Source organism: Natrinema sp. SYSU A 869 (genome assembly GCF_019879105.1).
GTDB lineage: Archaea > Halobacteriota > Halobacteria > Halobacteriales > Natrialbaceae > Natrinema.
Genome location: NZ_CP082249.1, coordinates 1,449,852 through 1,471,261 on the forward strand (window position 1 = coordinate 1,449,852; position 21,410 = coordinate 1,471,261).

The 21,410-nt window shown below is 62.2% G+C and carries 21 protein-coding genes; 13 read left to right on the forward strand and 8 right to left on the reverse strand.

Annotated features, from left to right (window positions below):
* Nucleotides 1–127 precede the first annotated feature (127 nt).
* Both K6I40_RS15290 and K6I40_RS15295 read left to right on the forward strand, forming a co-directional pair.
* Entirely contained in the window at nt 128–298 is a 171-nt protein-coding gene (locus K6I40_RS15290) for a hypothetical protein (RefSeq protein ID WP_222919880.1), read from the forward strand.
* A 135-nt stretch (nt 299–433) separates the two neighbouring features.
* On the forward strand, nt 434–1,078 hold the full coding sequence (locus tag K6I40_RS15295) for a dienelactone hydrolase family protein (protein ID WP_222919881.1): 645 nt from the start codon (nt 434–436) through the stop codon (nt 1,076–1,078).
* Between the two features lie 175 nt (nt 1,079–1,253).
* On the opposite strand, the gene K6I40_RS15300 is transcribed toward K6I40_RS15295, so the two are convergent.
* Nucleotides 1,254–2,204, reverse strand: coding sequence for a formyltetrahydrofolate deformylase (locus tag K6I40_RS15300; RefSeq protein ID WP_222919882.1), 951 nt, complete (start codon nt 2,202–2,204; stop codon nt 1,254–1,256).
* A 432-nt stretch (nt 2,205–2,636) separates the two neighbouring features.
* Between K6I40_RS15300 and K6I40_RS15305 the strand changes: the two genes are divergently transcribed.
* From K6I40_RS15305 to K6I40_RS15320, 4 genes are all read left to right on the forward strand, one after another.
* A complete protein-coding gene (locus K6I40_RS15305; protein WP_222919883.1) occupies nt 2,637–2,951 on the forward strand; it encodes a HalOD1 output domain-containing protein in 315 nt (104 codons plus the stop codon).
* Between the two features lie 138 nt (nt 2,952–3,089).
* On the forward strand, nt 3,090–3,341 hold the full coding sequence (gene purS / locus K6I40_RS15310; RefSeq protein ID WP_222919884.1) for a phosphoribosylformylglycinamidine synthase subunit PurS: 252 nt from the start codon (nt 3,090–3,092) through the stop codon (nt 3,339–3,341).
* Complete coding sequence (gene purQ / locus K6I40_RS15315; RefSeq protein WP_222919885.1) at nt 3,342–4,034, forward strand: phosphoribosylformylglycinamidine synthase I; 693 nt, start codon at nt 3,342–3,344, stop codon at nt 4,032–4,034. It begins immediately after the preceding gene.
* Between the two features lie 117 nt (nt 4,035–4,151).
* Complete coding sequence (locus K6I40_RS15320) at nt 4,152–7,346, forward strand: PAS domain S-box protein (RefSeq protein WP_222919886.1); 3,195 nt, start codon at nt 4,152–4,154, stop codon at nt 7,344–7,346.
* 15 nt (nt 7,347–7,361) lie between these two features.
* Here the strand turns inward: K6I40_RS15320 and K6I40_RS15325 are convergent, their stop codons facing one another.
* Both K6I40_RS15325 and K6I40_RS15330 read right to left on the reverse strand, forming a co-directional pair.
* Nucleotides 7,362–7,526: a hypothetical protein gene (locus tag K6I40_RS15325; protein ID WP_222919887.1), complete on the reverse strand. Its 165-nt coding sequence runs from the start codon at nt 7,524–7,526 to the stop codon at nt 7,362–7,364.
* A gap of 74 nt (nt 7,527–7,600) precedes the next feature.
* Nucleotides 7,601–8,701 (reverse strand): archaeosine biosynthesis radical SAM protein RaSEA, encoded by a 1,101-nt coding sequence (locus K6I40_RS15330; RefSeq protein ID WP_222919888.1) that lies wholly within the window; start codon nt 8,699–8,701, stop codon nt 7,601–7,603.
* A gap of 269 nt (nt 8,702–8,970) precedes the next feature.
* Between K6I40_RS15330 and K6I40_RS15335 the strand changes: the two genes are divergently transcribed.
* Nucleotides 8,971–9,858 carry a hypothetical protein gene (locus K6I40_RS15335; protein ID WP_222919889.1) on the forward strand — a complete coding sequence of 296 codons (888 nt, stop codon included), beginning with the start codon at nt 8,971–8,973 and terminating at the stop codon, nt 9,856–9,858.
* Nucleotides 9,859–10,256: 398 nt separating this feature from the next.
* On the opposite strand, the gene K6I40_RS15340 is transcribed toward K6I40_RS15335, so the two are convergent.
* Nucleotides 10,257–11,726 (reverse strand): hypothetical protein, encoded by a 1,470-nt coding sequence (locus K6I40_RS15340; RefSeq protein WP_222919890.1) that lies wholly within the window; start codon nt 11,724–11,726, stop codon nt 10,257–10,259.
* 346 nt (nt 11,727–12,072) lie between these two features.
* Between K6I40_RS15340 and tgtA the strand changes: the two genes are divergently transcribed.
* Nucleotides 12,073–13,548 (forward strand): tRNA guanosine(15) transglycosylase TgtA, encoded by a 1,476-nt coding sequence (gene tgtA / locus K6I40_RS15345; protein WP_222919891.1) that lies wholly within the window; start codon nt 12,073–12,075, stop codon nt 13,546–13,548.
* A 73-nt stretch (nt 13,549–13,621) separates the two neighbouring features.
* Here tgtA and K6I40_RS15350 read toward each other — a convergent pair whose 3' ends face one another.
* Nucleotides 13,622–13,945 carry a HalOD1 output domain-containing protein gene (locus tag K6I40_RS15350; protein WP_255682083.1) on the reverse strand — a complete coding sequence of 108 codons (324 nt, stop codon included), beginning with the start codon at nt 13,943–13,945 and terminating at the stop codon, nt 13,622–13,624.
* Nucleotides 13,946–14,196: 251 nt separating this feature from the next.
* On the opposite strand from K6I40_RS15350, the gene K6I40_RS15355 reads away from it, so the two are divergent.
* Complete coding sequence (locus K6I40_RS15355; RefSeq protein WP_222919893.1) at nt 14,197–14,553, forward strand: RNA-binding protein; 357 nt, start codon at nt 14,197–14,199, stop codon at nt 14,551–14,553.
* A gap of 90 nt (nt 14,554–14,643) precedes the next feature.
* Here the strand turns inward: K6I40_RS15355 and K6I40_RS15360 are convergent, their stop codons facing one another.
* The gene (locus tag K6I40_RS15360; RefSeq protein ID WP_255682086.1) at nt 14,644–16,656 is read right to left on the reverse strand and encodes a hypothetical protein; all 2,013 of its coding nucleotides are present in this window, start codon (nt 16,654–16,656) and stop codon (nt 14,644–14,646) included.
* 180 nt (nt 16,657–16,836) lie between these two features.
* On the opposite strand from K6I40_RS15360, the gene arcS reads away from it, so the two are divergent.
* Complete coding sequence (gene arcS / locus K6I40_RS15365; protein WP_222919894.1) at nt 16,837–18,588, forward strand: archaeosine synthase subunit alpha; 1,752 nt, start codon at nt 16,837–16,839, stop codon at nt 18,586–18,588.
* A 334-nt stretch (nt 18,589–18,922) separates the two neighbouring features.
* Here arcS and K6I40_RS15370 read toward each other — a convergent pair whose 3' ends face one another.
* Nucleotides 18,923–19,171, reverse strand: a complete 249-nt coding sequence (locus K6I40_RS15370; protein WP_222919895.1) for a hypothetical protein — start codon at nt 19,169–19,171, stop codon at nt 18,923–18,925.
* A gap of 53 nt (nt 19,172–19,224) precedes the next feature.
* On the opposite strand from K6I40_RS15370, the gene K6I40_RS15375 reads away from it, so the two are divergent.
* The 3 genes from K6I40_RS15375 to K6I40_RS15380 all read left to right on the forward strand — a co-directional run bounded on the left by K6I40_RS15375 (nt 19,225) and on the right by K6I40_RS15380 (nt 20,459).
* Entirely contained in the window at nt 19,225–19,824 is a 600-nt protein-coding gene (locus K6I40_RS15375; RefSeq protein WP_222919896.1) for a DUF308 domain-containing protein, read from the forward strand.
* 120 nt (nt 19,825–19,944) lie between these two features.
* Nucleotides 19,945–20,076: a hypothetical protein gene (locus tag K6I40_RS28525; protein ID WP_255682089.1), complete on the forward strand. Its 132-nt coding sequence runs from the start codon at nt 19,945–19,947 to the stop codon at nt 20,074–20,076.
* Nucleotides 20,073–20,459, forward strand: coding sequence for a metal-dependent transcriptional regulator (locus tag K6I40_RS15380; protein WP_222919897.1), 387 nt, complete (start codon nt 20,073–20,075; stop codon nt 20,457–20,459). Before K6I40_RS28525 ends, K6I40_RS15380 begins: the two co-directional genes overlap by 4 nt.
* A 160-nt stretch (nt 20,460–20,619) precedes the next feature.
* On the opposite strand, the gene dpsA is transcribed toward K6I40_RS15380, so the two are convergent.
* Nucleotides 20,620–21,165 (reverse strand): DNA starvation/stationary phase protection protein DpsA, encoded by a 546-nt coding sequence (dpsA, locus tag K6I40_RS15385; protein ID WP_222919898.1) that lies wholly within the window; start codon nt 21,163–21,165, stop codon nt 20,620–20,622.
* Between the last annotated feature and the right edge of the window lie 245 nt (nt 21,166–21,410).

Sequence of the window (21,410 nt, forward strand, 5' to 3'; positions counted from 1 at the left end):
CAGCCGAACCCGAACGTCGTTCGATGGGTTTGCCGTCCTATACCGGGTACGCGTCCAGTTCGGACGGCCGTGGCCGAATACGCCGCAATGGATTCGTTCAAGTGGGTCTCGTTCCACCTGTCAACCGATGACTGATTCGACGGACGAAGATTCGCCCGAGTGTCGACAGTGTGATAGCCCCGTTGGACCGTCTTCCGAACAGCGCGTCGTGACGACGGTCGAGGACGGAACCGCCGTCCATCGTCACTTCTGTAGCGACGACTGCCGCGAGCAGTGGGAGTCGTCGAACGCGGCCTAACTGGCACACCGCCTCGTATCGCGTCGTCCGTGGAATCGTGCGACGACGACCTCGCCCTGATTCTCGAGCCGGCCAAACCCGTCAAACTCGCTACCGATCCGAACAGTCAACCGCGCGCGACGCGGACCGCCAGACATGGCGTCCGACGGAATCCAGACCGTGACCGACATTGCTCTCGAGGACGTGACGCTCGAGGGCGAACTGATCGTGCCGCCGGAATCGAGTGGGCTCGTCGTCTTCGCTCACGGGAGCGGGAGTAGTCGGCACAGTCCGCGAAACAACTTCGTCGCGGAGACGCTGCGAGAACGGGGCCTCGGGACGCTCCTGTTCGATTTACTGACCGAGGCCGAAGACCGGCATCGGGAGAACCGGTTCGACATCCCCTTGCTGACCGACCGGCTCGTTGCGACGACCGAGTGGGTCCGCGAGCAGCCGGAAACGAGTACGCACTCGATCGGCTACTTCGGTTCCAGTACGGGAGCCGCAGCGGCACTTCGCAGCGCGGCCCGACCGGAAACAACGATCGACGCAGTGGTCTCGCGCGGCGGCCGGGTCGACATGGCGGCCGACGTCGTCGACGACGTGACCGCGCCGACCCTGCTCGTCGTCGGCGGCGATGACGAGTCGGTTCGGACGGTAAACCGGGAGGTCTACGAGGCCCTCGCCGTCGAACGCGACCTCCGAATCATCGAGGGCGCAGGCCACCTCTTCGAAGGCGAGGGCGAACTCGAGGCGGTCGCCGACCACGCTGCCGACTGGTTCACGACGCACCTCGAGTGAGCGGGATACCATCGGCAGCGCCGCGGTGACTGGTATCGACCGATTCGTGCGCAGTGGCGCGCGCTGTTCCGCGATGAACGATGAGTGAACACGGAACGAAACTGCGCGAGGGCGTCTCGAACAGCGGGGACCGTCCGCTGTCGAAACAGGAGGAAAATCAGTTCGGCGACGGCACTTACGAATCGTCGGCGACGGCGCTGCCGATTCCGTCGACCGGCCGATCCGGCGTGAACTCCCCGATTTCGTCGGGCAGGCCGAGCTGGTAGTGCGTACCGTTCTCTCGAACTGACGTCCGACCGCGGTGAACCGAAACGTCGCCGTTCAAGTGAAGCTGGACGGCCTCGAGCAAGGCGTCGGCCTCCAAGGGCTGGCCGCGGTGTTTCATCTCCGCGATGTCGGCGTCGTCGGGGACATCGAACGCGCGCTGGGTGATGATCGGCCCCTGATCGAGGTCGGTCGTGACGTAGTGGGCCGTGACGCCCGCGACCCGAACGCCCTCCTCGACGGCCTGGCGGTAGGCCTCCGCGCCGGGGAACGCCGGCAGCAGGGAGGGATGAACGTTGATGATGCGGTCCTCGTAGCGGAAGACGACGTTGGGGCTGAGAATGCGCATGTATCGCGCGAGGACGATCAGGTCGACGTCGTACTCCGCGAGGAGTTCGAGCAGTTCGTCCTCGTTTTGCTGGCCGCCCTCGTCGCCGATGTCGTGGAAGGGAACGTCATAGTGTTCGGCCAGCGGTTGGAGGTCGTCGTGGTTCCCGATGACGACGCCGATGTCCGCGCCGAGTTCGTCGTTGGCCCATGCCTCGAACAGGGCCTCGAGGCAGTGGCTCTCCTTTGTGACGAGGACGGCGATCTGCTGAGTCTCGCGGTCGGCGGGGAACCGGACCTGAGCGTCGAGTCCGAGGTCGTCGCCGAGTGTCTGGAGGTCTTCCCGAAGCGTCTCCTCCGTACAGACCATCTCGGAGGTATCGACGGCGAGATACATCCGGAAGACGCCGTCGCGAACCGCCTGATCGAGGTCCTCGATGTTGATCCCGCGCTCGAACAGGAGGCTGGTCACGTTCGCGACCAGTCCGGCGTCGTCGTCTCCGATTACCGTAATTTCGGTTACGTCGGTCGTCATCGCTGCCACCTCCGATCGAGCGAATTGCGATCTATCACGACGGATTGCAGTCTACGGGCGGCTAAAAGTCCTGCTTTCCGGCGAGGGGCGTGCGAATTACCCGCACTCCGTTCGTTGTCCGACATAGCTATCGGAAAAATCCTACAGAGGGAGCAATGAAGGTGATGATCAGTTCACGTGTAACGAGACAGCCTCCGGGTATCGATATCGGAACACGGTCCGACCGGGACGAACGCTCGCGACAATCGTTCATTCGCGGCCTCCCAGCGGACGTATGACGGACGCCCTGATCGGACCCCTTCCCCGTCCCGCAGACGATTTTATTTTGTCGTACAATAGATCGTAAGATGTCTGACAGGGTTTTATACGGCAATCTGTAATAGGCGTTTCTAGTCACGGACAGTGACAGTCGCCAGCCGATAGGTGAACACAATGACGGTAACATCCGACGATCACGGCCGATCACGAATCGATCGCGAACGGAAGACAGCGTTTGTCTCCCACGACTGGACCGGCAACGACTCGCTGACGACGACGATCGTCTCGACGATTGCGGCGCTCTCGAACAGCGACCCGATCGAGGTCGACCGGCTCTACGACCAGATCGACCCCGAGAGCCTCGAGACGCTCTTCGCACCGACGAGCGGCGCTGCCGCCCGGAATACCGGCCAGGTTTCGTTCCGGCTGGACGCGTACACGATCACCGTCCACGCGACGGGCGATATCGTTGTCGTCCGATCGACGTGATCGGCCATCGGGCGACTGCCTTCTCGGGCCGACCGAGTGAGCCGTGACCGATCACCGCGTAGCCTACCGGTATCCACGAACGTGCATTACGGAGTCAAGGCGAAAGCGTTTTTGAGCACGGTTACGGGGTAACAGGTAATGACCGCCTACACCGCGACGGTGACGGTTCGACTCAAACGGGGCGTGCTGGACCCCGAGGCCGAGACCACGAAGCAAGCCCTCGAGCGACTGGGCTTCGACCTCGAGGACCTGCGGTCGGCCGACCGCTTCGAGGTCGACCTCGAGGCCGACTCCGCGGACGACGCGCGCGAGCGCGCAGACGAGATGGCCGAACGGCTGCTGGCGAACCCGACCATCCACGACTACGACGTGGAGGTCGTCGAACGGTAGATGACCGTTGCAATAATTCGGTTCGGCGGCTCGAACTGCGACCGCGATGCCGACCGCGCGCTGGCACACCTCGACATCGACGCCGAGATCGTTTGGCACGAGGACGGCCTCCCCGAGGACACGACGGGCGTCGTCCTCCCGGGTGGCTTCTCCTACGGCGACTATCTTCGAGCGGGTGCGATGGCGGCCCGCTCGCCGATCATGGCCGAGGTCCGCGAGGCCGCATCCGACGGCGTTCCCGTTCTCGGGGTCTGTAACGGAGCCCAGATCGGCTGCGAGTCCGGACTGACCGAGGGTGCGTTCACGACTAACGAGAGCGCATGCTTCCAGTGTGAACACGTCTATCTGCGCGTCGAGCGCGCGGACACGCCCTGGACCGCCGCCTACGACGAGGGCGAGGTCATCGAGATCCCGATCGCCCACGGCGAGGGCCGCTACGAGATCGACGACGACCGATTGGCCGAGCTCGAGGACGAGGGTCGAGTCCTCTTTCGCTACTGCGATGAGAACGGCGAGACGGGCCCCGACGTGAATCCGAACGGGTCCAAGCACAACGTCGCCGGCGTCCTCGGTGAGCGCGAGTCCGTCGCGGTGTTGATGCCACACCCCGAACGCGCGACGCTTCCCGATATCGGCCCGACCGACGGGCAGGGCGTCCTCCGAGGGTTCGAATCGGTAGAAGGCGGCGTTTAGGCGCGAGAGATCCCGTTTTCGAGTGCTGACTGCTTGACGAGTGCGACGACTCAGTTTGTGAGTCGAGTCGAAGAGTAATAGTGCCGGGGTGCGTTGTGGTCGATCGGAATACAGGGGATGGGCACGAATATCGGACCGTACGCTCGAGTCGTCGCGGTCGGTTCCGACGCCGGAACCGTTATCGAACGCGCCTTCGAGGAGCGCGGTGTGGCGACCGAAGCGGTTCGGACGATCGATGCGTGTCTCGAACGCCTCTCGAGTGTCGACTGCCTCGTAATCGTTGGATCGCCCCCGGACGCCGATCCCGTGGACTGCTGCAGGGAAATCCGGGATCGCCGGTCCGACGTCCCGATCGTCGTCTTTCCCGACGACGGCAGCGAAGCGCTCGCGGGCGCGGTCGTCGCCGCGGGAGCCGACGGCTACGTCCCCCAATCGCAAGGAGTTGAGACGCTCGTCGAACGACTTGACGCGTTGCTCGCCGATCAATCGGTTCTCGACGACTGCTCCGCGAATGCGACCGCAACCGACGCTACACCGCCGGCATCTGCGGACGCCACCGCGGATCGGCTCGAGTCACTCATCGAACAGTCGCCGCTTGCAGTCATCGAGTGGACGCTCGAGTACGAGGTCCGAGACTGGAACCCGGCGGCGACCGAGCTGTTCGGCTATACCGCCGACGAGGCGATCGGCGAATCCGCCGTCGGACTGGTCGTCCCGGAATCGGACCGTGACACTATTCTCGAGTTACGAGAACGGATCGCCGACGGTGAATTCGACAGCGGTTCGTTCTATCGGATCAACCCGAACGTCCGCAAGGACGGGACGACGGTCACCTGTGAGTGGTTGAACGCGCCGCTGGTCAATAACGAGGGCGAGGTCGTCAGCGTCCTTTCGTTCGCACGGGACGTTACTGCCGAGCGCAAGCGTGCGAACGCGCTCGAGGCACTGCAGGAGACGTCCCAGGAGCTACTGCGAGCCGAGTCAACCGACGAGATCGCCGACATCGTGATGGCGGCGACCGAAGACATGATTGACCGGCCGCTGGCCGCGATCCGGTTCTTCGACGAGGAACGCGAGACGCTCGAACTCGCTGGGGCAACGGCGACACTCGACGACCATACTGGCGATATCTCATCGATCAACGCAGACAACACCGTCCTCTGGGACGCCTATACCGACGGCGATCCGACCGTCGTCGAGACCGTCTCGGCGGACCAGCTCCCGTACGATATCGAGACGGATGTCGGGGACGTAGTCCTCCAGCCACTCGGCGACCACGGCATGTTGGCGGTGGCAGCATCGGGAGTGGACGAGCTCGATGACGCTGAGATCCATCTGATCCACATCCTCGCTACGACGGTCGAAGCGGCGCTCGATCGGTCGGCACGCGAGCGCGAACTCGAGCGGACGAGGACCATCGTTGAGACGGTCGGCGACTGCGTTTACCAACTCGACCGTGACGGCCGGTTCGTCACGGTCAACGACGGGATGAAAGACAAGACCGGATACGAGCGAGAGGAACTTCTCGGCGAACACGTCTCGCGGATACTCACCGACGAGAGCGTCGAACGCGGGCAGCGACACATCCGGGAACTCATGGCCGACGACGAGCGGCGTATCACGACGTACGAAGTCACGTTGACCGGGTCTGACGGCAAACAGATCCCCGCCGAAGTCAGTATGTCGCTGCTGCGATCCGACGGCAGCGCCGAGGGAACGGTCGGCATCACCCGTGACATCGGTGACCGCAAGCGAATGGAGCGGAAACTGGTCGATCGGAAGGCGAAAATCGAAGGGCTCCACACCGTCTCCTCTCGGCTTGAGGGCTGTGAGAGTCGGGCGGCGATCTACGATGTGGCCGTCGAAGCGGCCGAAGACGTCCTTGATTTCGACGGCTGTTTCGTCGACAAGGTCAGCGGGGAGTCCCTCGTCACGGAAGCCGCGTCATCCGGTCTCGAGATCGGCCGCGGGGAGCGACGCCCAATTGAGGAGGGGATCGCCGGACGGTCCTATCGGACGCGGCGACCGTACCGCATCGACGAAATCGATTCGGACGACGGGATCACGCCCTGCGTCGACGACTGCCAGTCGGTACTGAGCGTTCCGATCGGCGACCACGGCGTGTTTCAAGCCGTTTCGGCGGAGCTGAACGCCTTTACGGCGGCTGACGAGGAACTAACGGAACTGTTGCTGTCTCACGTCACCGACGCGCTCGATCGGATCGCGTTTGCGGAGCGACTGCGGGCCGAACGCGACCGGTTCGCGGCGCTGTTCGAGAACGTTCCCGACGCCGTCGTCAGCGTCACGCGACTCAAGGATGGCCCGACTGTTGAGGAAGTCAATCCGGCCTTCGAACGGATATTCGGCTACGACGAGACGGAACTCGTCGGGACACCGCTCGACGAGGTCATCGTGCCACCCGCTCAGATGACTGAATCCGATACCCTCAACCGACGGGGCAGCCACGGTGAAGTCGGCGAGGCGGAAGTCAAACGCCAAACTGCGGACGGATTGCGCGATTTCCGGCTGCGGGTCGTCCCGATGGAGATGGACGGGTCGTCAGATCGCGCCTTCGGACTCTATACCGATATTACTGCCCAGAAACAGCGACAGAAGCGCCTCGAGATACTCAATCGGGTCCTCCGCCATGACCTGCGCAATGGCATGAACATCATTAACGGCTGTGCGGAGATGCTCGCGGACGCCGTCGATGACGCAGACCGCGAGTACGTCGAGACCATCAGAAACCGGACAAGCGAACTCACTGGCCTCGCGGAGAAGACCCGAGCCGTCGAACGCATTCTTGACCGCGAGACGGTTGCGGCTGGCCCCGTCGACCTCTCCGAGGCCGTCGAGGGAGCGGTCGACCGCCTCGAGAGCGCCCACTCCGACGTCGAGGTCACCTGCTCGCTGCCGGACCGGACCTTCGCTCGCGCCGACGAGTACCTCCGGACCGCCATCTTTCAGGTGCTCGAGAACGCCGTCGAACACAACGACCGATCGCGGCCAACCGTCGATGTGACGCTGCGCGACCGGCCGGATGACGAGGTATTGACGCTGTCGATCGCCGACGACGGCCCCGGCATACCCGCCGAGGAACGAGAACTGCTCGAGGGCGATCGAGAGATCACTCAGCTGCGCCACGCCAGCGGTCTCGGACTCTGGCTGGTCAACTGGGTCGTCACGCAGGCCGGCGGCCAGCTTTCCTTCGAAGACAACGAGCCCCGCGGCACCGTTGTCACGCTCGCGGTGCCCCGTGCGGACGCGGAGTCGGTTTGCTCCGCGTCGGACGGTACGGCCGCCAGTGATTAGCCGTTTGCCAACATCCTATCGGCCCCACTCGTAGAACCACCAGCTACCGCCGAGGAGCATGAGCCCTGCACCCAGCGCGGAAGTCGCGGGCTCGGGAAACACGAACAACAGGAAGCCGACAACGATCAATACCGCTGGCTCGAGTTCGTTCCAGTAGCTCGAGAACGACGGGAGTGCCATAGTGATCCGTCACCGGCTCGCAGTAAAGTACGTCGCCCTGAACCCGCTGTGTGATTGCCGGTCGGTCGAACCGCTCACCGGGTCAGCGGCTGATTGAAGCTCCGCTCGCGCTCGATGACCGTCTCCCAGGTCAGTTCGCACTCGCAAGAGACCTGCTCGAAGACCGACGGATCCTGACGTAGATCGAAGTCCTTGATCGCCTTCTGGACGAGATCATCACACTCCTGACAGTTGTGAGGCCCCCGATCGGAGCCGTGACCGACCGGATCCGAGACGACGATGGCGTCGACATCGGCCGTTTCCTCTAAGACCTGTGCGACCGACCAGAGCCACGGCGGGCGATAGCCGTCCTCGAAGTAGAGGTCGTCGACCATCGTGTAGCGCTGGACGTTACACGGGTTCATCGAAACGGTGTGACAGCCGGCAACGTCGGCACAGCGCTCGACCGACGAGATCATGTCGTCGACGGCTTCGGATTCGGTGAGGAAGGGCGGTTTCATCAGAAGGTAGGCCTTAATGCCGGCCTTCGCGTCGCTGCCCGCGTCCTCGTCTGCAGCGGCGGCTTCCGCGCAGGCGTCCTCGAAGTCAGCGAAGTCAAAGTACTTGTTCACGCAGTCGTGACGCACGCGATCGGTCGCCGTCTCGAGGCCAATCGCGACGTCGGTATCAAGCCCGTGTCCGGTGAAGTCGCCGATTTTCTCGCGGTCGACGAAATCGGGTAAGGACTCGACGACGATCCGGTCGCGGTCAGCGAAGGTGTCGGCGATCGCCTGACGGCTCTCCGCGCCGACCTCGCGCTCGTCGAGGAACGATCCAGAGGTGTAGATCTTGATGAGGTCGGCGGGGTCGTCAGCGTTGTCCGCCTCGTGGGCGAGACAGACGTCGATCTGGTCCATCAGCGCGTCGTGGGAGACGGAGCCGCCGTCGACGCTCTCGGCGACGTAGCCACACATCGTACAGCCACCGGCGCGGGCCCACCGGCAGCCGCCGGTGTTGAGAATGATCGTCAGACTCGACTTGACGCCGTCGGGAGTGTTGTCCTCGTCGAGCCAGACACGGGTCGGCTCGTGGGGGTCGTAGCTGGCCTCCTTTCGCGAGCGGATCTCCCGCATCGCTTGATTGTGGGCGTCCATGCCCTTGCCCTGCTCGTAGACCTCGGGCGTGGGTTTACTCATTACCGCCCGGTAGCCGCCCAATCGGTAAAGACCCGTCGCCCTCACACGGCCACTACCGGGGCCACTTCTACTCGAAGATATTTTCCATCGCAAAAATATGCTTGACCCATAACTACTGTTTAATATATAAGTATATAATAATTAATATTATTACTCGTGGGCGACAGACGCTAGTTGATGTCGAAGGATAACACGGCTGGCAATGGTATCAAGAAACAATTGACGACTCGGCGAGGTGCGCTCGCGACATCGAGGCGGCTGCAGGTGCGTTGATCGGCACGAGTGGCGCAGTCAGCGCAGCGAGCGACGACGCGTCGATTTTGGTCGATCCTGACCAGCCGGTAATCGGAGAAGAAACGTCGTTCACTAGCTCGGTCGCGTTTGCAGAGTACGAGTGGGCTATCGTTGGCCCGAGCGGTTTCGAGTTGTATACCGGGCGGACAGTCTCGACCACGTTCGAGGAGGCCGGAGAGTACACGGCGCACCTCACAATCAACCAGTCCGATGGGGAGTCTACGTACGTGACCACGAGCGGACAGGTTCTGGAATCTCGCGATGTTGACCCAACTGCAACCATCAAGTTCTCGCCACAGGACCCGGTGTACAACCCCATCATGTTCGACGCAAGCGGATCCACTACCCCTGCCGGCGAGATCGAGAGCTATGATTGGTACTGGCAGAACGTATCCTACACTCCGGATGAGCCGGTCTTCGATGGCTCCCCGAACGGTTCTGGAGAGACGTTCGAACAGGGGTTCAGTACCGGAACCACGTTCAAAGTCGGGCTGGAGGTTACAAACACGGCCGGCAATACTGACCAGGCGACGGTAAAGTTCACTCCTGAGGAGAATCCGAATACGCCGAGTGCGGAAGTACTCATTGACGGTGAAGAAAACGAATATCTTCCGTCGAATCCAGTCGAGTTCGATGCCAGCGGGTCGACGAGTCCGAACGGCAGTATTGTCGAATACAACTGGAAGATTACCACCGTCGATACTGACGAAACATACCACGAGAGCGGTGAAGTCGTCACAAAGCAACTCGAACCTGAAGTGCAACACCGTGTCCAGTTGACCGTCGTCGACGAGGTTGGCAAAGAAGACACAGAACTCGGACCAACGTTCTGGCCCGACGCCGACAATGTTCCAGAACAGTAATTGGCCGCTGCACTCGCTTAGCAACTACTCCCTGTTCTTTTCGATCCGGTATATCACGTCACACCGACCCTGTACCACCGATCCGGACACTTCGAGAAACCGTTACTCGAGTACGACCGCTGTATTCATCATCGGCCCAGTTGCTGTAGCAGTCACCAAAGTGTCCATTTTCAAGGATCCGTAGCTGCTGATGTATGGCCATGGTCAGTTCTGTCCGAGAACTGTCGTGACCCGTCAGCGGTGCCCCTCCCGTCAACATGTTGTGAAGACTGCGACTGGCTCCCCAGTCCGCTCAGTGCAGTGCTAGGAACGGTTGACTTTCACAGAAAGTAGCTGGCGGCTCCGCCGCGATACGTATGTACTGAAAAATGGAATAGTCGCTGCACTCGGATTGCGGATTAGGATTCGGTCTCGTTGTCGTCCTCGTCCGTCGTGATCTCGAGGTCGTCATCTTCGTCCGACTCGTTCGTCTCAGTCATCTCGTCGTCCGACTCCATCGTCGCGTTCTCGCTACTGATGCCCTCGAGTTCGCTCGCGTCCCCGAGCGTGAGGGTGTCACTGGTCGCGTTCTCGATCGTGATCGATGACGCGGAGAGGGTGGAGATGGTTTCACCGGAACTGGCGTCGCTCTCCGTTACGTTCGATTCCGTCTCGTTGTCTTCCTCATCGGTGATCTCGAGATCGTCACTTTCGTTCGTCTCGTTGTCTTCCTCGTCAGTAATCTCGAGGTCCGTACTCTCGTTTTCCGTCGCGTTTTCGTCTGCATCCATGCCGACGCTGTCATCCGCTTCCTCGACCGAGTCGACGCTCATCGATTCGATCGTGACCTCGTCGACGTCGAACTGTTCGATCGTGAGGTTCTCGATCTCCTGAGACTCGTTTTCGGTTTCGATCGGCTCATCGTCGGTCGTCTCGTTCTCGGAGACATCGAGTTCGTCGCTTTCGTTCGTCTCGTTGTCCTCATCGGAGATCTCGAGATCGTCACTTTCGTTCGTCTCGTTGTCTTCCTCATCGGAGATCTCGAGTTCGTCGCTTTCGTCTGTCTCGTTGTCGGAGACGTCGAGGTCGTCACTCTCGTTAGTCACATTCTCGTCCGACTCATTGTCGACCATCTCGGTTTCACCAGCGTCCTCACCGGCGGTCAGCTCTTCGATGGTCAGCGTCTGGACGTCCATCGTCTCGATGGTCAGGTTCTGGATCGTCACCTCGCTGGCGTTCTCGTCGATCAACGATTCGTTGCTGGCGGTTTCGGTCTCCGTCGCGGTGTCGTTCTCGTCGTCTTCGACCTCGACGTCGGTTTCCGTCTCGTTCTCGTCGTCTTCGACCTCGACGTCGGTTTCCGTCTCGTTCTCGTCGTCTTCGACCTCGATGTCGGTTTCCGTCTCGTTTTCACCGTCGTCCGACTCGTTCGTCTCCGCGTCGGGGGACTCCGTCCGCTCCACGTGGTCCGACGCGTTGTCTCCGCCGTCACGCTCGAGGTCCTCGACCGAGACGCCCTCGAGCTCGAGTTGCTCGAGCTGGATGTCCGAGAGGGTCACTTCCTCGCTGCTTTCGTTGGTCTCGATGCTCTCGGTGTCAGTTTCGTTCTCCTCGGTGTCGTTGCTGTCGAGTTCGTTCTGGAGTTCTTCGACGTCAGCGTCGAGCTGTTCGACGTTCAGTTCCTCGATCGTCGCGTTCTCGACGGTGACGTTGTCGAGCTCGAGTGTACTGACCTGTACGTTCTCGAGCGTCGCGCTCGATTCCGATTCGCCCATGTCTCCGGCGTCGTCGCCCGCGGCCCCTGTCGCACCGGCGAGGGCAGGACCCCCCGAAAGTGCGACCAGCAGCGCAACGAGTGCAACACCGATTTTCTGTGGTTGTGAAACCATACGCGATTCTCTACCCCGGATGCGGGCTAAAACGAGGCGACTGTTACGGGATTATCTTAGAGAAAATCAGCGTTAGAACCGCGCACTGGTCTCTAATCTTTGATTCATCTATCGAGACCGATGATGGTCACAGTCGTCACAGAGAAGCATTTTCATGCTGCGATGATCGCTCGTCGCGAAGACGACTGTCGTGCTCGTGACTGCTGGGAGCACACCGTCGACGGGACGGAACGAGACGTTTACCGGCCCGCTCACAGTTTCATCGGCCAGAGCGGTGCACAAACGTTCGACTGACCACCGGTCGAAAACCGTCACGACTTACGTCCGACGGTCCAACCCTCGAGCAATGCGCGAGTCCTTCGAAGTCCGGGACACTGACGCCGGCGGTCGCATCGGTGAACTCACCGTGCCCCGCGCCGAGACAACCGTCGAAACCCCGGCCCTGCTGCCAGTTATCAATCCGAATCTCGACACGATCAGCCCTCGCCGGCTCGCCGACGAGTTCGGCGCGGAGATCCTCATCACGAACTCCTATATCATCCACAGCGACGACGAGCTCCACGAGCGTGCGCTCGAGGAGGGGCTCCACGAACTGCTCGATTTCCCTGGCGCGATCATGACCGACTCCGGCTCCTTCCAGCTCTCGGAGTACGGCGAAATCGACGTCACGACCGAGGAAATCCTCGCCTTCCAGCGCGATATCGGCTCCGACATCGCCACTCCTGTCGACATTCCGACCCCACCAGATGTCTCCCGCGAACGCGCCGAGTCGGATCTCGAGACCACCCAGGACCGACTCGAGGTTGCCGAGGCCGCCGACACGGGCGAGATGCTCGTCAGCGCGCCCGTCCAAGGGTCGACGTATCCGGAGCTACGCGAGCAGGCCGGTCGCCACGCCGATGGAACCGACCTCGACGTCTTCCCGGTCGGCGCGGTCGTTCCGCTGATGAACGAGTACCGATACGACGATATGATCGACGTCGTCGCCGCCGCCAAGCGGGGACTGGGGACCGACGCGCCCGTGCACCTCTTCGGTGCCGGCCACCCCATGATGTTCGCCCTCGCCGTCGCGATGGGCTGTGATCTATTCGACTCCGCGGCCTACGCGCTGTACGCTCGCGACGACCGCTACCTGACGGTCCGGGGGACCCGTGCGCTCGACGATCTCGAGTACCTCCCCTGTTCCTGTGCCGTCTGTACCGACCACTCGCCGGATGAGCTGCGCGCGCTCCCCGACGCCGAGCGTGAGTCCGAACTCGCCGCTCACAACCTCCACGTCACCTTCGCCGAGATTCGCCGGATCAAGCAGGCAATCCGTGCAGGCGACCTGCTGGAACTCGTCGAACAGCGCGCCCGTGCTCACCCGACGATGCTCGACGGCTACCGAACGCTGCTCGATCACACCGCCCAACTCGAGCGCTCGGATCCCGTCTCGAAGGGATCGTTCTTCTATACCTCCCACGAGAGCGCTCGCCGTCCCGAAGTCGTCCGTCACCACCAGCGCCTCGAGCGGTTGTCCGTCCCCGACTCCCTGCTCCTGACGGAGGGGAACGCACCGCGGAGCGACGAGTTTGACGATTCCTGGCGAGTCGAACCGCCGTTCGGCCCCTTCCCGCGAGCGCTCTCGAAGAGCTACCCGCTCACCGCGGAAATCCCCGAACGGACCGATCGGGCCGCCCGCGAGGCCGCGGCTGACGGCGTCGCTCGACTCGTCGCGACGAATCCGGAGACGGCGTTTACCCTCGCCCACGAGGGGTGGCCAATGGACGTCCTCGAGCATGTCCCCGACGACGTCGCGGTCATGGATCTCACCGCGAACTGATCGGACCTGCCACCTCCCATCGAAAAATCAACCCTCGTCACGTGATCCAGCTGGGTCACAGCGAAGCCGTCGGTTATGCGTCAGTCTGCGCCGTGTTCCCAGGACCGACCGGAACCGACTCAGCGACCAGCGAGCCATCGACCGAGATCGAGCCGCCATCGGTACAGTCCACGGTGACCGCGTGACCGTCGTACGTGAACTCGAGTCGGCCGCTGAGGGGGCCACCACCCTGGGTTGGCGCGAAGAGAGAATCAAGTGCGTCCGGATCGATCCACTCGTAGAAGGGCGGAAGTCGGGTCGGATCCATTCCCCGGTGTGTCGCGACTGCAGCGACGACGGCAATGCTCACTGACTCGTGGACCCCGTCGCTGAATGACCCGTTGAATGAATTATTCACGACGTATCTCATCGCTCGAGTAAATAAAAGGCTGCCGCCCATACCGTGTCGTATCGAGCCTCCCCTGGATAGTGCAAGGCCCCTCGGCGACTGCGTTGCGCTTGAGAAACATCCCCGACCGGCGGTCTCCCGGCAACAAGCGCTTGCTGATTCTGGCAGACGAGCCTCGTCATGACTGCCCACGCGGTCGGGGACCCGATCGACTCGCCCGGATCGGAACATCGAAGACCCAGGCGGCATCCGGTTGCGGTATGCTCGGCCCAACAGTAGTCGGCGGTGGCGTCCTCGTCGCTCTGGTACTCGTATTGTGGCTGTTCAAACGCGTTCGCGGTGGCTCCGCGGATGAACAACAGTCACGGAAACGTCACAGAGAGGCTCAGAAACGCGACCCGCCGGTCGATATCGGTGATATCGAAACGGTGGCGATTCGCGAGTTCACCGACCACCACACCGGCGAGCGACAGGCAGTCACCAAAGTCGAGGGGTTCGTTATCTTCGTCGAGGACGTGCCCGATAGCTGCGAGCCAACGGATACGATCCGGGCCAAGGTCCTCTCATTTAACCGCGGCCACACATCGGCGACGGCAACGTACCTCGAGACCGTCTAGACGGCGTGAGCCGACGCTGTCGGTGAGATATCGATACCAGCCGAAAAACGCGTCGGATGGGTCGATGGCGGTCGACCTGATTTCGGTACGTTACTCGTGTCGTCGGAGGGCGAGCGTCGTCAGCAATCCGGCGACTGCAGCGAGTCCGACACCGAGCCCGAAGCCGGGAACGCTATCGGAGTCGGAGTCGTCCTCGCTGTCCGTTTCTTCCGAACTTGCCTCCGTGTCGAGACCGAGGTAGTCGCGCATGCCGTCAGTGTCGACCTCGGGGAACTCTTTGTCCCAGTCGCCGGCCTGGTGGACGGTCGTCTCGGAATTGATCACACTGAGGTGTTCGATATCCGATTTGTTTGCCGACGCGGTGTCGATATCATCCATGTCGTCGACGTAGACGTACGTGGACGTGGTGTTGCCGTCGGTTTCTGTCGCGACGCCGCTAATGCCGACGGTGTCACTGAACGTCTCAGTGACCTTGCTCATGTTGTCGAACTTCGCTCCCGCTTCGACTCGAACCGAGTCGCCGGTAATGCTGCCGTCGATCCGGGCGACCTCGAGGTCGGATTCGGAGAGCGCCGTGAGGAACTGGTCGGTTTCCGAGTTCGTCGACCCCGTCGGGCCGCTCTGGGCGGACTGGGCCATCGCGTCGATCGCCTGCCCGGCCAGATCCTCGCCATCGATCTCGAACTGTCCGTCGACCGCGAGCTGGTCACCGTCGGTTTCGGCCGTCAGACTGAACGTGACGTCGTTCGGCGTCTCGATGTCGTTCGCCTCGAGTTCGGTGATGTAGGCCTCCCAGTTTTCCGTGTCACTCGTGAGTTCGGCGTCGAGTTCGAGCTCGTTAGTGGAGGTCTGCTCGACCGAGGCATCCCACTGGATGTCCCACGTGAGGTCAGCCGCCTGCTGTGCCTCGATCGCTGCGCGGGCGTCCTCGAGATCTTCCTGTGAGATCTCACCGTTCATGTCGGTCGACTCGGCGACATCGAGCATCGCGAGCGTGAGTTCGTCGTAGTTCTCGAGTGCGATTTCCCACTCGATATCGATCGCACCGTCGCTCTCGCTCATCGTGAACTCGAACGTCTCGATCTCGAGTTCGGTGACGCTCGCTGCGACATCCTCGGCTTCTGCCTGACTCAGATCAACCGACTGGTCGTTTGCCAAGGCAGCCGCGAGCTGCTGCTCGATACCGGCGTCGATCCCAGTGTATTCGACGGTGAAATCGAGCGTGAGTCGGTGTTGACCGGTGGAGCGTTCCTCGAACTCGTACTCAGAGATCTGGATGTCGCTCGTCCCGCCCATCTGCATCGCAATCATGCCGTACTCGTCCTGCAGGGTCTGTTCAGCCGCTTCTCGAGTCTCCCACTGATCTGCCTCCCAGTCGGAGATGTCCTGTTCCTGGGCCATGTCGAGGGTATAGCCGTCACTCGTGTCCTCGAGGGAGATGTCCATGGACGTTCCGTCACCGGCGGAAAGCGTCGAGTCCTCGACGGAGACGGTACCGGCCGTCTCGAGTCTGTCAGCCGAGGCAGTCACGTGTCCGTCGGTTGTAACCTCACCGGAGGACGTGGAATCGCTCTCGAATGTCCCGGTCGCGGTCGCATCGAACTGGTTCGTCTCGTCGGAGACTTCACCGGAGATATCAACGGAGAGGTCCGTGACCTCGTCCGGCTGTTGCATGATAAGGGAACCGTTACCGGAGAACCCCTGCTGGTCGAGGATCGCCGAGAAGCTTCCTTCCTCGAACTCCTCGCTGTCGAAGTCATCCTCGAGGTCGTCGGCGACCAGCATGTGGACCAGTCCTTCACTGGCGTTCATGCCTAGGTCAAGCTGGTTGACGTCCGATTCATCGTCGTAGCGGAGGACGGCGCTGCCGTCATCGCGGAGGTAGATCTCGTCGGCCGGATCGAGGTCCGATTCAGCCTGCGAGATCGTCTCGTACGATTCGACGGATCCCTCCGTCGCTTCGGCGGTCGTCGTCGAACCGCCGTAGATGGCCGGCAGTCCGATCGTCGCTACACCGACGGCTGCAACAAGAAGAACGACGAGAAACGCTCGCGTGCCGTTCTTCAGTTGCTGTCTCGAGTCTGGTCTTCTGTCCGATGGCATACTCTGACTTCCAACTGCTACCGTATAAAGATTAATTTTCCAAAGTGTCTCTCGATAGATTCGGTTACTAGTATCGGGAAATACAGCGTAAAATAGTCACGATATACGAGGGATAACCGACTCGAGATTCCAGTCACCTGCTATCGACAACCTCTTTCGCTCGCCCCGGTCATATCGAGTATGACCGACTATTTCGAAGTGCACGAGCGCGACGGGGCCGCGCGCGTGGGCGAACTTCGCCTCTCCTCGCCGCGGTCGACGCCCGCACTCGTTGACGATGTCCTCGAGGACGCAGGCTCGCTCTGGAGCGGGGACCGCGAACTCCCCGCAGGCGACGACTCACAGCTGACCGTGCTTCCACACCGGGCGTTCCCCGGTGGCACCGCCGAGGAAGTTCAAGAATCGTTCGCCGTCGACGCCCCCGATGTCGACTACCCCAGCGTCGCAGTCGTCTCGAGCGAGAGCGTCGAATCGCAGGGAACGGACGCCTACGCCCTCTCGAACGTCCAGTCCGTGATGGGCCACGGTGCAGCACTCGTCGAGGCCGTCGTGAACGTCCGCGAGGCCATTCCCGCAGACACCGCCCTGCTGTTCTCCGGGGTTGCAACGCCGCGGAACGTCGCCCTGCTGGCCTACGCCGGCGTCGACCTGTTCGACGAAACGGCTGCTGTTGTGAAGGGCACTGAAGGCCGCTATCTCACGACCGACGAGGCGTATTTCCTCGAGGACCTCGAGGAACTTCCCTGCTCGTGCCCGGCCTGCCAAACGCCCCGCGAGGAGTTCACTCGCGAGGACTGCGCCGAACACAACGTCAACGCCCTCGAGTCTGAACTGGCGATCGTCCGCCGGCGGATCCGGGACGGCCGCCTCCGCGATTACGTCGAAGGGCAGGCTCGTCACGACCAGTGGTTAACCGCCGCGATGCGCGAACTCGACTCACAGTGGGGCTATATCGAGGAGCGGACGCCGATTCTGCGGGACGCCCGGATCGACGCCGCGACCGCGGACACCCTCCGTCGGGTGGAGATTCAGCGCTTCGCCGATCGGGTGACGACGCGGTACCGAAACCGGTTTCAGAACCCGCTCGTGCTCGTCCCCTGTTCGGCCGCCAAGCCCTACAGTGAGTCCCAGAGTCACCGCCAGTTCCACGACGCCATCCAGTGGCGCGCCCACCTCGTCTCTATGACGAGTCCCATCGGCGTCGTCCCCCAGGAACTCGAGACGACCTATCCCGCCCAGCACTACGATACCGTCGTGACGGGTCGCTGGTCGGAAGACGAGAAACAGTTCGTGAGCACGGTCTTAGAGCGCTACCTTGAGCGCAACGAGTATCCGTCGATCATCGCCCACGTCCCCGATGAAGGCTACCGCGACATCGTCGAGCGCGTCGAGGAGCGACTCGACCTCGATATTACCTACACGGTCGCTGAGCACCCGACCGACGACGAGTCACTCGCAAACCTCTCAAGTGCCCTGTCTGGCGAACTGAAGTACGCCAAGCGCGAGCGCGAGCATAACACCGTCCGCGCAATCGCGGACTACCTGCTCGGCGACGGGGCCGGTGACGACCTCTTCGAGGATATCCAGACGACCAGCCGCTACCCGAAGATCCAGGTCCGTGATTCCGAGGACACCCAGCTCGCGACGATGGTGCCGCAGTACGGCACGCTGTCGTTCACGCTCGCGGGCGCGCGCCGTTGGCTCGAGAGCGACGCACCGACGAAGCGCGTCGAGATCGATGGGTTCGTCCCCCACGGCAGCGTGCTCGCGCCGGGAGTCGTCGACGCCGACGAGGACATCCGCGTCGGCGACGAGGTGGTCGTCGAGGGGCCGAAGGCCTTCGCCGTCGGCCGCGCCGAGATGTTCGGCCGCGAAATGGCCGAGAGCACGCGCGGAATCGCCTGCGAGATCCGCCACGTCGAAGAGACGTAAACCGTCTCGCGACGAGGCTCCCCAGGACCGGTCACGCCACGTCGCAGGAACAGTCCTCTGAGACGTCCGTCCGACAGGACGGACACCGACAGCCGTTCACGAACCCGTTGACCGAGCGCCCACACTCCGGACACTGCCAGATTCTCGATTGCAATCCACCCATCACTGTCTCTCCGTGATTCCGACTAGGCTGAAAGGTGTTTCCCTGTGTCTCAAGGCGAGAAAGCAACGCGAGGTGTCGCTCAGTAGCGGGCGAGAGACGCCGTCCGCCCTCAGAGTCCCGATTCGTTCGAGCGGGGCGTCGACCGCTCTTCGCCGAGCACCGACGGCCGGGTCACCGACCCGGACACTCCTTGAGCAGGTGCTCGTGATAGATGGCCGCCGGAACCCGCTCCCCGCAGAGTTCACAGTCGCGGTGGTCGTCGCTCTCGTCCGTCACGAGCGGACCTGCCACCTGCACCGAAATAACGGCCGCGATTTGCCGATTGATCTGTGCGCTTTGCTCTTCTGAACCGTCTCTGACGGCCGAGAGCCGCCGTTCATCCCGGTTTCGGACCGGTCCGTTTCCGGGACTTACTGTCAAATCGTATATTTGTATTATATACCTAGACGACGTACGTAGTACTGGTGAGTTCGATGAACGGTATTTCAGCAGACACTGCACACGCCGAGGGCTACTCCCTTGAGAACGAATGGCGAACACTCGCAATCGCGGGCGGGATCGTCGGGCTGATCGGGCTACTCGCGATGGCTGCGCCGGTGGTCACCGGACTGTCGGTATCACTCATGCTCGGGATCTTCCTCGTCGCGGGCGGACTCGTCCACGGCATCCACGCGTTCGCCGCGCGCGGCTGGCGCGGCTCGGTCTGGCAGACGACGCTCGCGATCGTCTCGGTGCTCGCCGGGCTGGCCGCGCTCGCGGCACCCACCGTCGCGCTCGTCACCCTGACACTGGCACTTGTGGCGTATCTGGCTGTCCACGGTCTCGCCGAACTCGCAATGGCGATGCGGATGCCCGGGTCCGCCGGTCGAACCTCGATTGCCGTCAGCGGCGTCATCGCGATCGTTCTCGCCGGACTCCTCTGGGTCGGCTTCCCGGCGACCGCGGCCTGGGCGATCGGCCTTCTGGTCGGCGCGAACCTCCTCGTGACCGGCCTCTCGATGGTGACCGTCGCCGTAGCCGCCCGCCCGATCGATGACGCGACCTCGCCCGCGACCAAACCTCGCGGTGTGTAATCTCTTTTCGGCCGCCGGCCGCGCCAATCGAGTCACAACCTTCGGGTCCGTCGACGGGAGACTGATTCCGAGGAACTGACTAGTCGCAACTATTTAATGTTTTAGGCCCACCTAAAACATATGGAAGACGATCCGCTAGGGGATCGCAGGCCGATGCGGCCGCTCGTCGTGTCGTCGCTCGTCTCCCATCTCAACGCGTTTCGCGAGGACCACCAGCGACTCGGCTGCGATCACCCCACTCGAGACGCATGACGGACGCGTCCCAGTACCTGCTCGTCTGCTATCTCGCCGCCCGTGACGGTGGCGAGCCGGTTTCCCCGGGGTACGTCGCGGACGAACTCGAGCGATCGCCGGCGGTCGCGACGGAAACCCTCCAGCGACTCGAGACGCAGGGCTATCTCACCTACGAACCGTACGAGGGGGCGACACTCACCGCTCAGGGGCGGGAGACGGCCGCCGACCTGTATGAGACCTACGTCGTCCTGTCGGCGTTTTTCAATGATGTGCTCGGCCTCGCGGAACCCGAGCGGGAGGCGATGGCGCTTGCAGGGAACGTCAGCTCGCTCGTCACTGAACGGGTCGCTGAAACGCTTCTCGAGGCCACCGACGTGGAATCCGTTGACGTCTGTGTCTGACCGTTTCTACCCGAGGCTAGTCCGGTTTCGCGGCCTGTAACTCCGTCAAAGACGATGGTTCACGAGGTGAACAGTACCGAGGCGGCAAACGCCGTCGAGAGAGAAGTGAAAATCTTAGTCGGATCAGCGAACGCGCCCTCGCATCGAGCGATCGGCCGTGTTAGTTTGTGGCCGACTCGAGGACGAGCGTGTCGTCTTCGAGGTAGTGTTCGATGTGATGGGCGTGTTCCTCGATGGTCTCGAGTTGCTCGCGGAGCATTTGTGCGGTCGCGTGATCGCCGAGCCCCGCCGTGAGCTCGATGTGGTCACGGTAGCTCTCGATAATGTCGCCCATCATCTCGAGGTCGTTCGCGAGCGATGTCCGGATATCGTAGACGTCCTCGTCCTCGGGCTCGACGGTGGCGTTCTCGGCCAGCGTCGTCATGCTCGCGTGCGGAACGCCGCCCAGTGCCTGGAGCCGTTCGGCGACCTCGTCGGCGGCTGCCTCGACGTCCTCGTAGACCTCCTGAAGGAAGACGTGCACGTCGAGGAACTCCGCGCCTTCGACGTTCCAGTGGTGTTTGTGGAGCTGGTGGTAGAGGACGTATGCGTCCGCGAGGTCACGGTTTAGCGCCTCGACGATCTGCTCGGCCTTCTCGGGCTCGAGTCTGAGCGCGTTCTCCTCGACGGTGCCGGCTTCCTGTTGGACGGTCTTCTGCGTGTTCATCACAAGAGAAAGATAGGCCTGCTCCCACATATAACTTTTCAACTTAATTATATTTTTTCGTGTGACCTAAACCTCGAGCGCGGTCGCCTCGATGACGGGGTGTCCGGTCGAATGCGCGCCTGCAGCGATGATTCGGATCTACCACCGGCCGCTGGACTCCCCCATTAGTGATCGGAATACATCATCGAGCGATAGAATTCGAACGGCGCTCCCGCGTTAAGGCTGACTCGGGGCGTGGAGCTGCA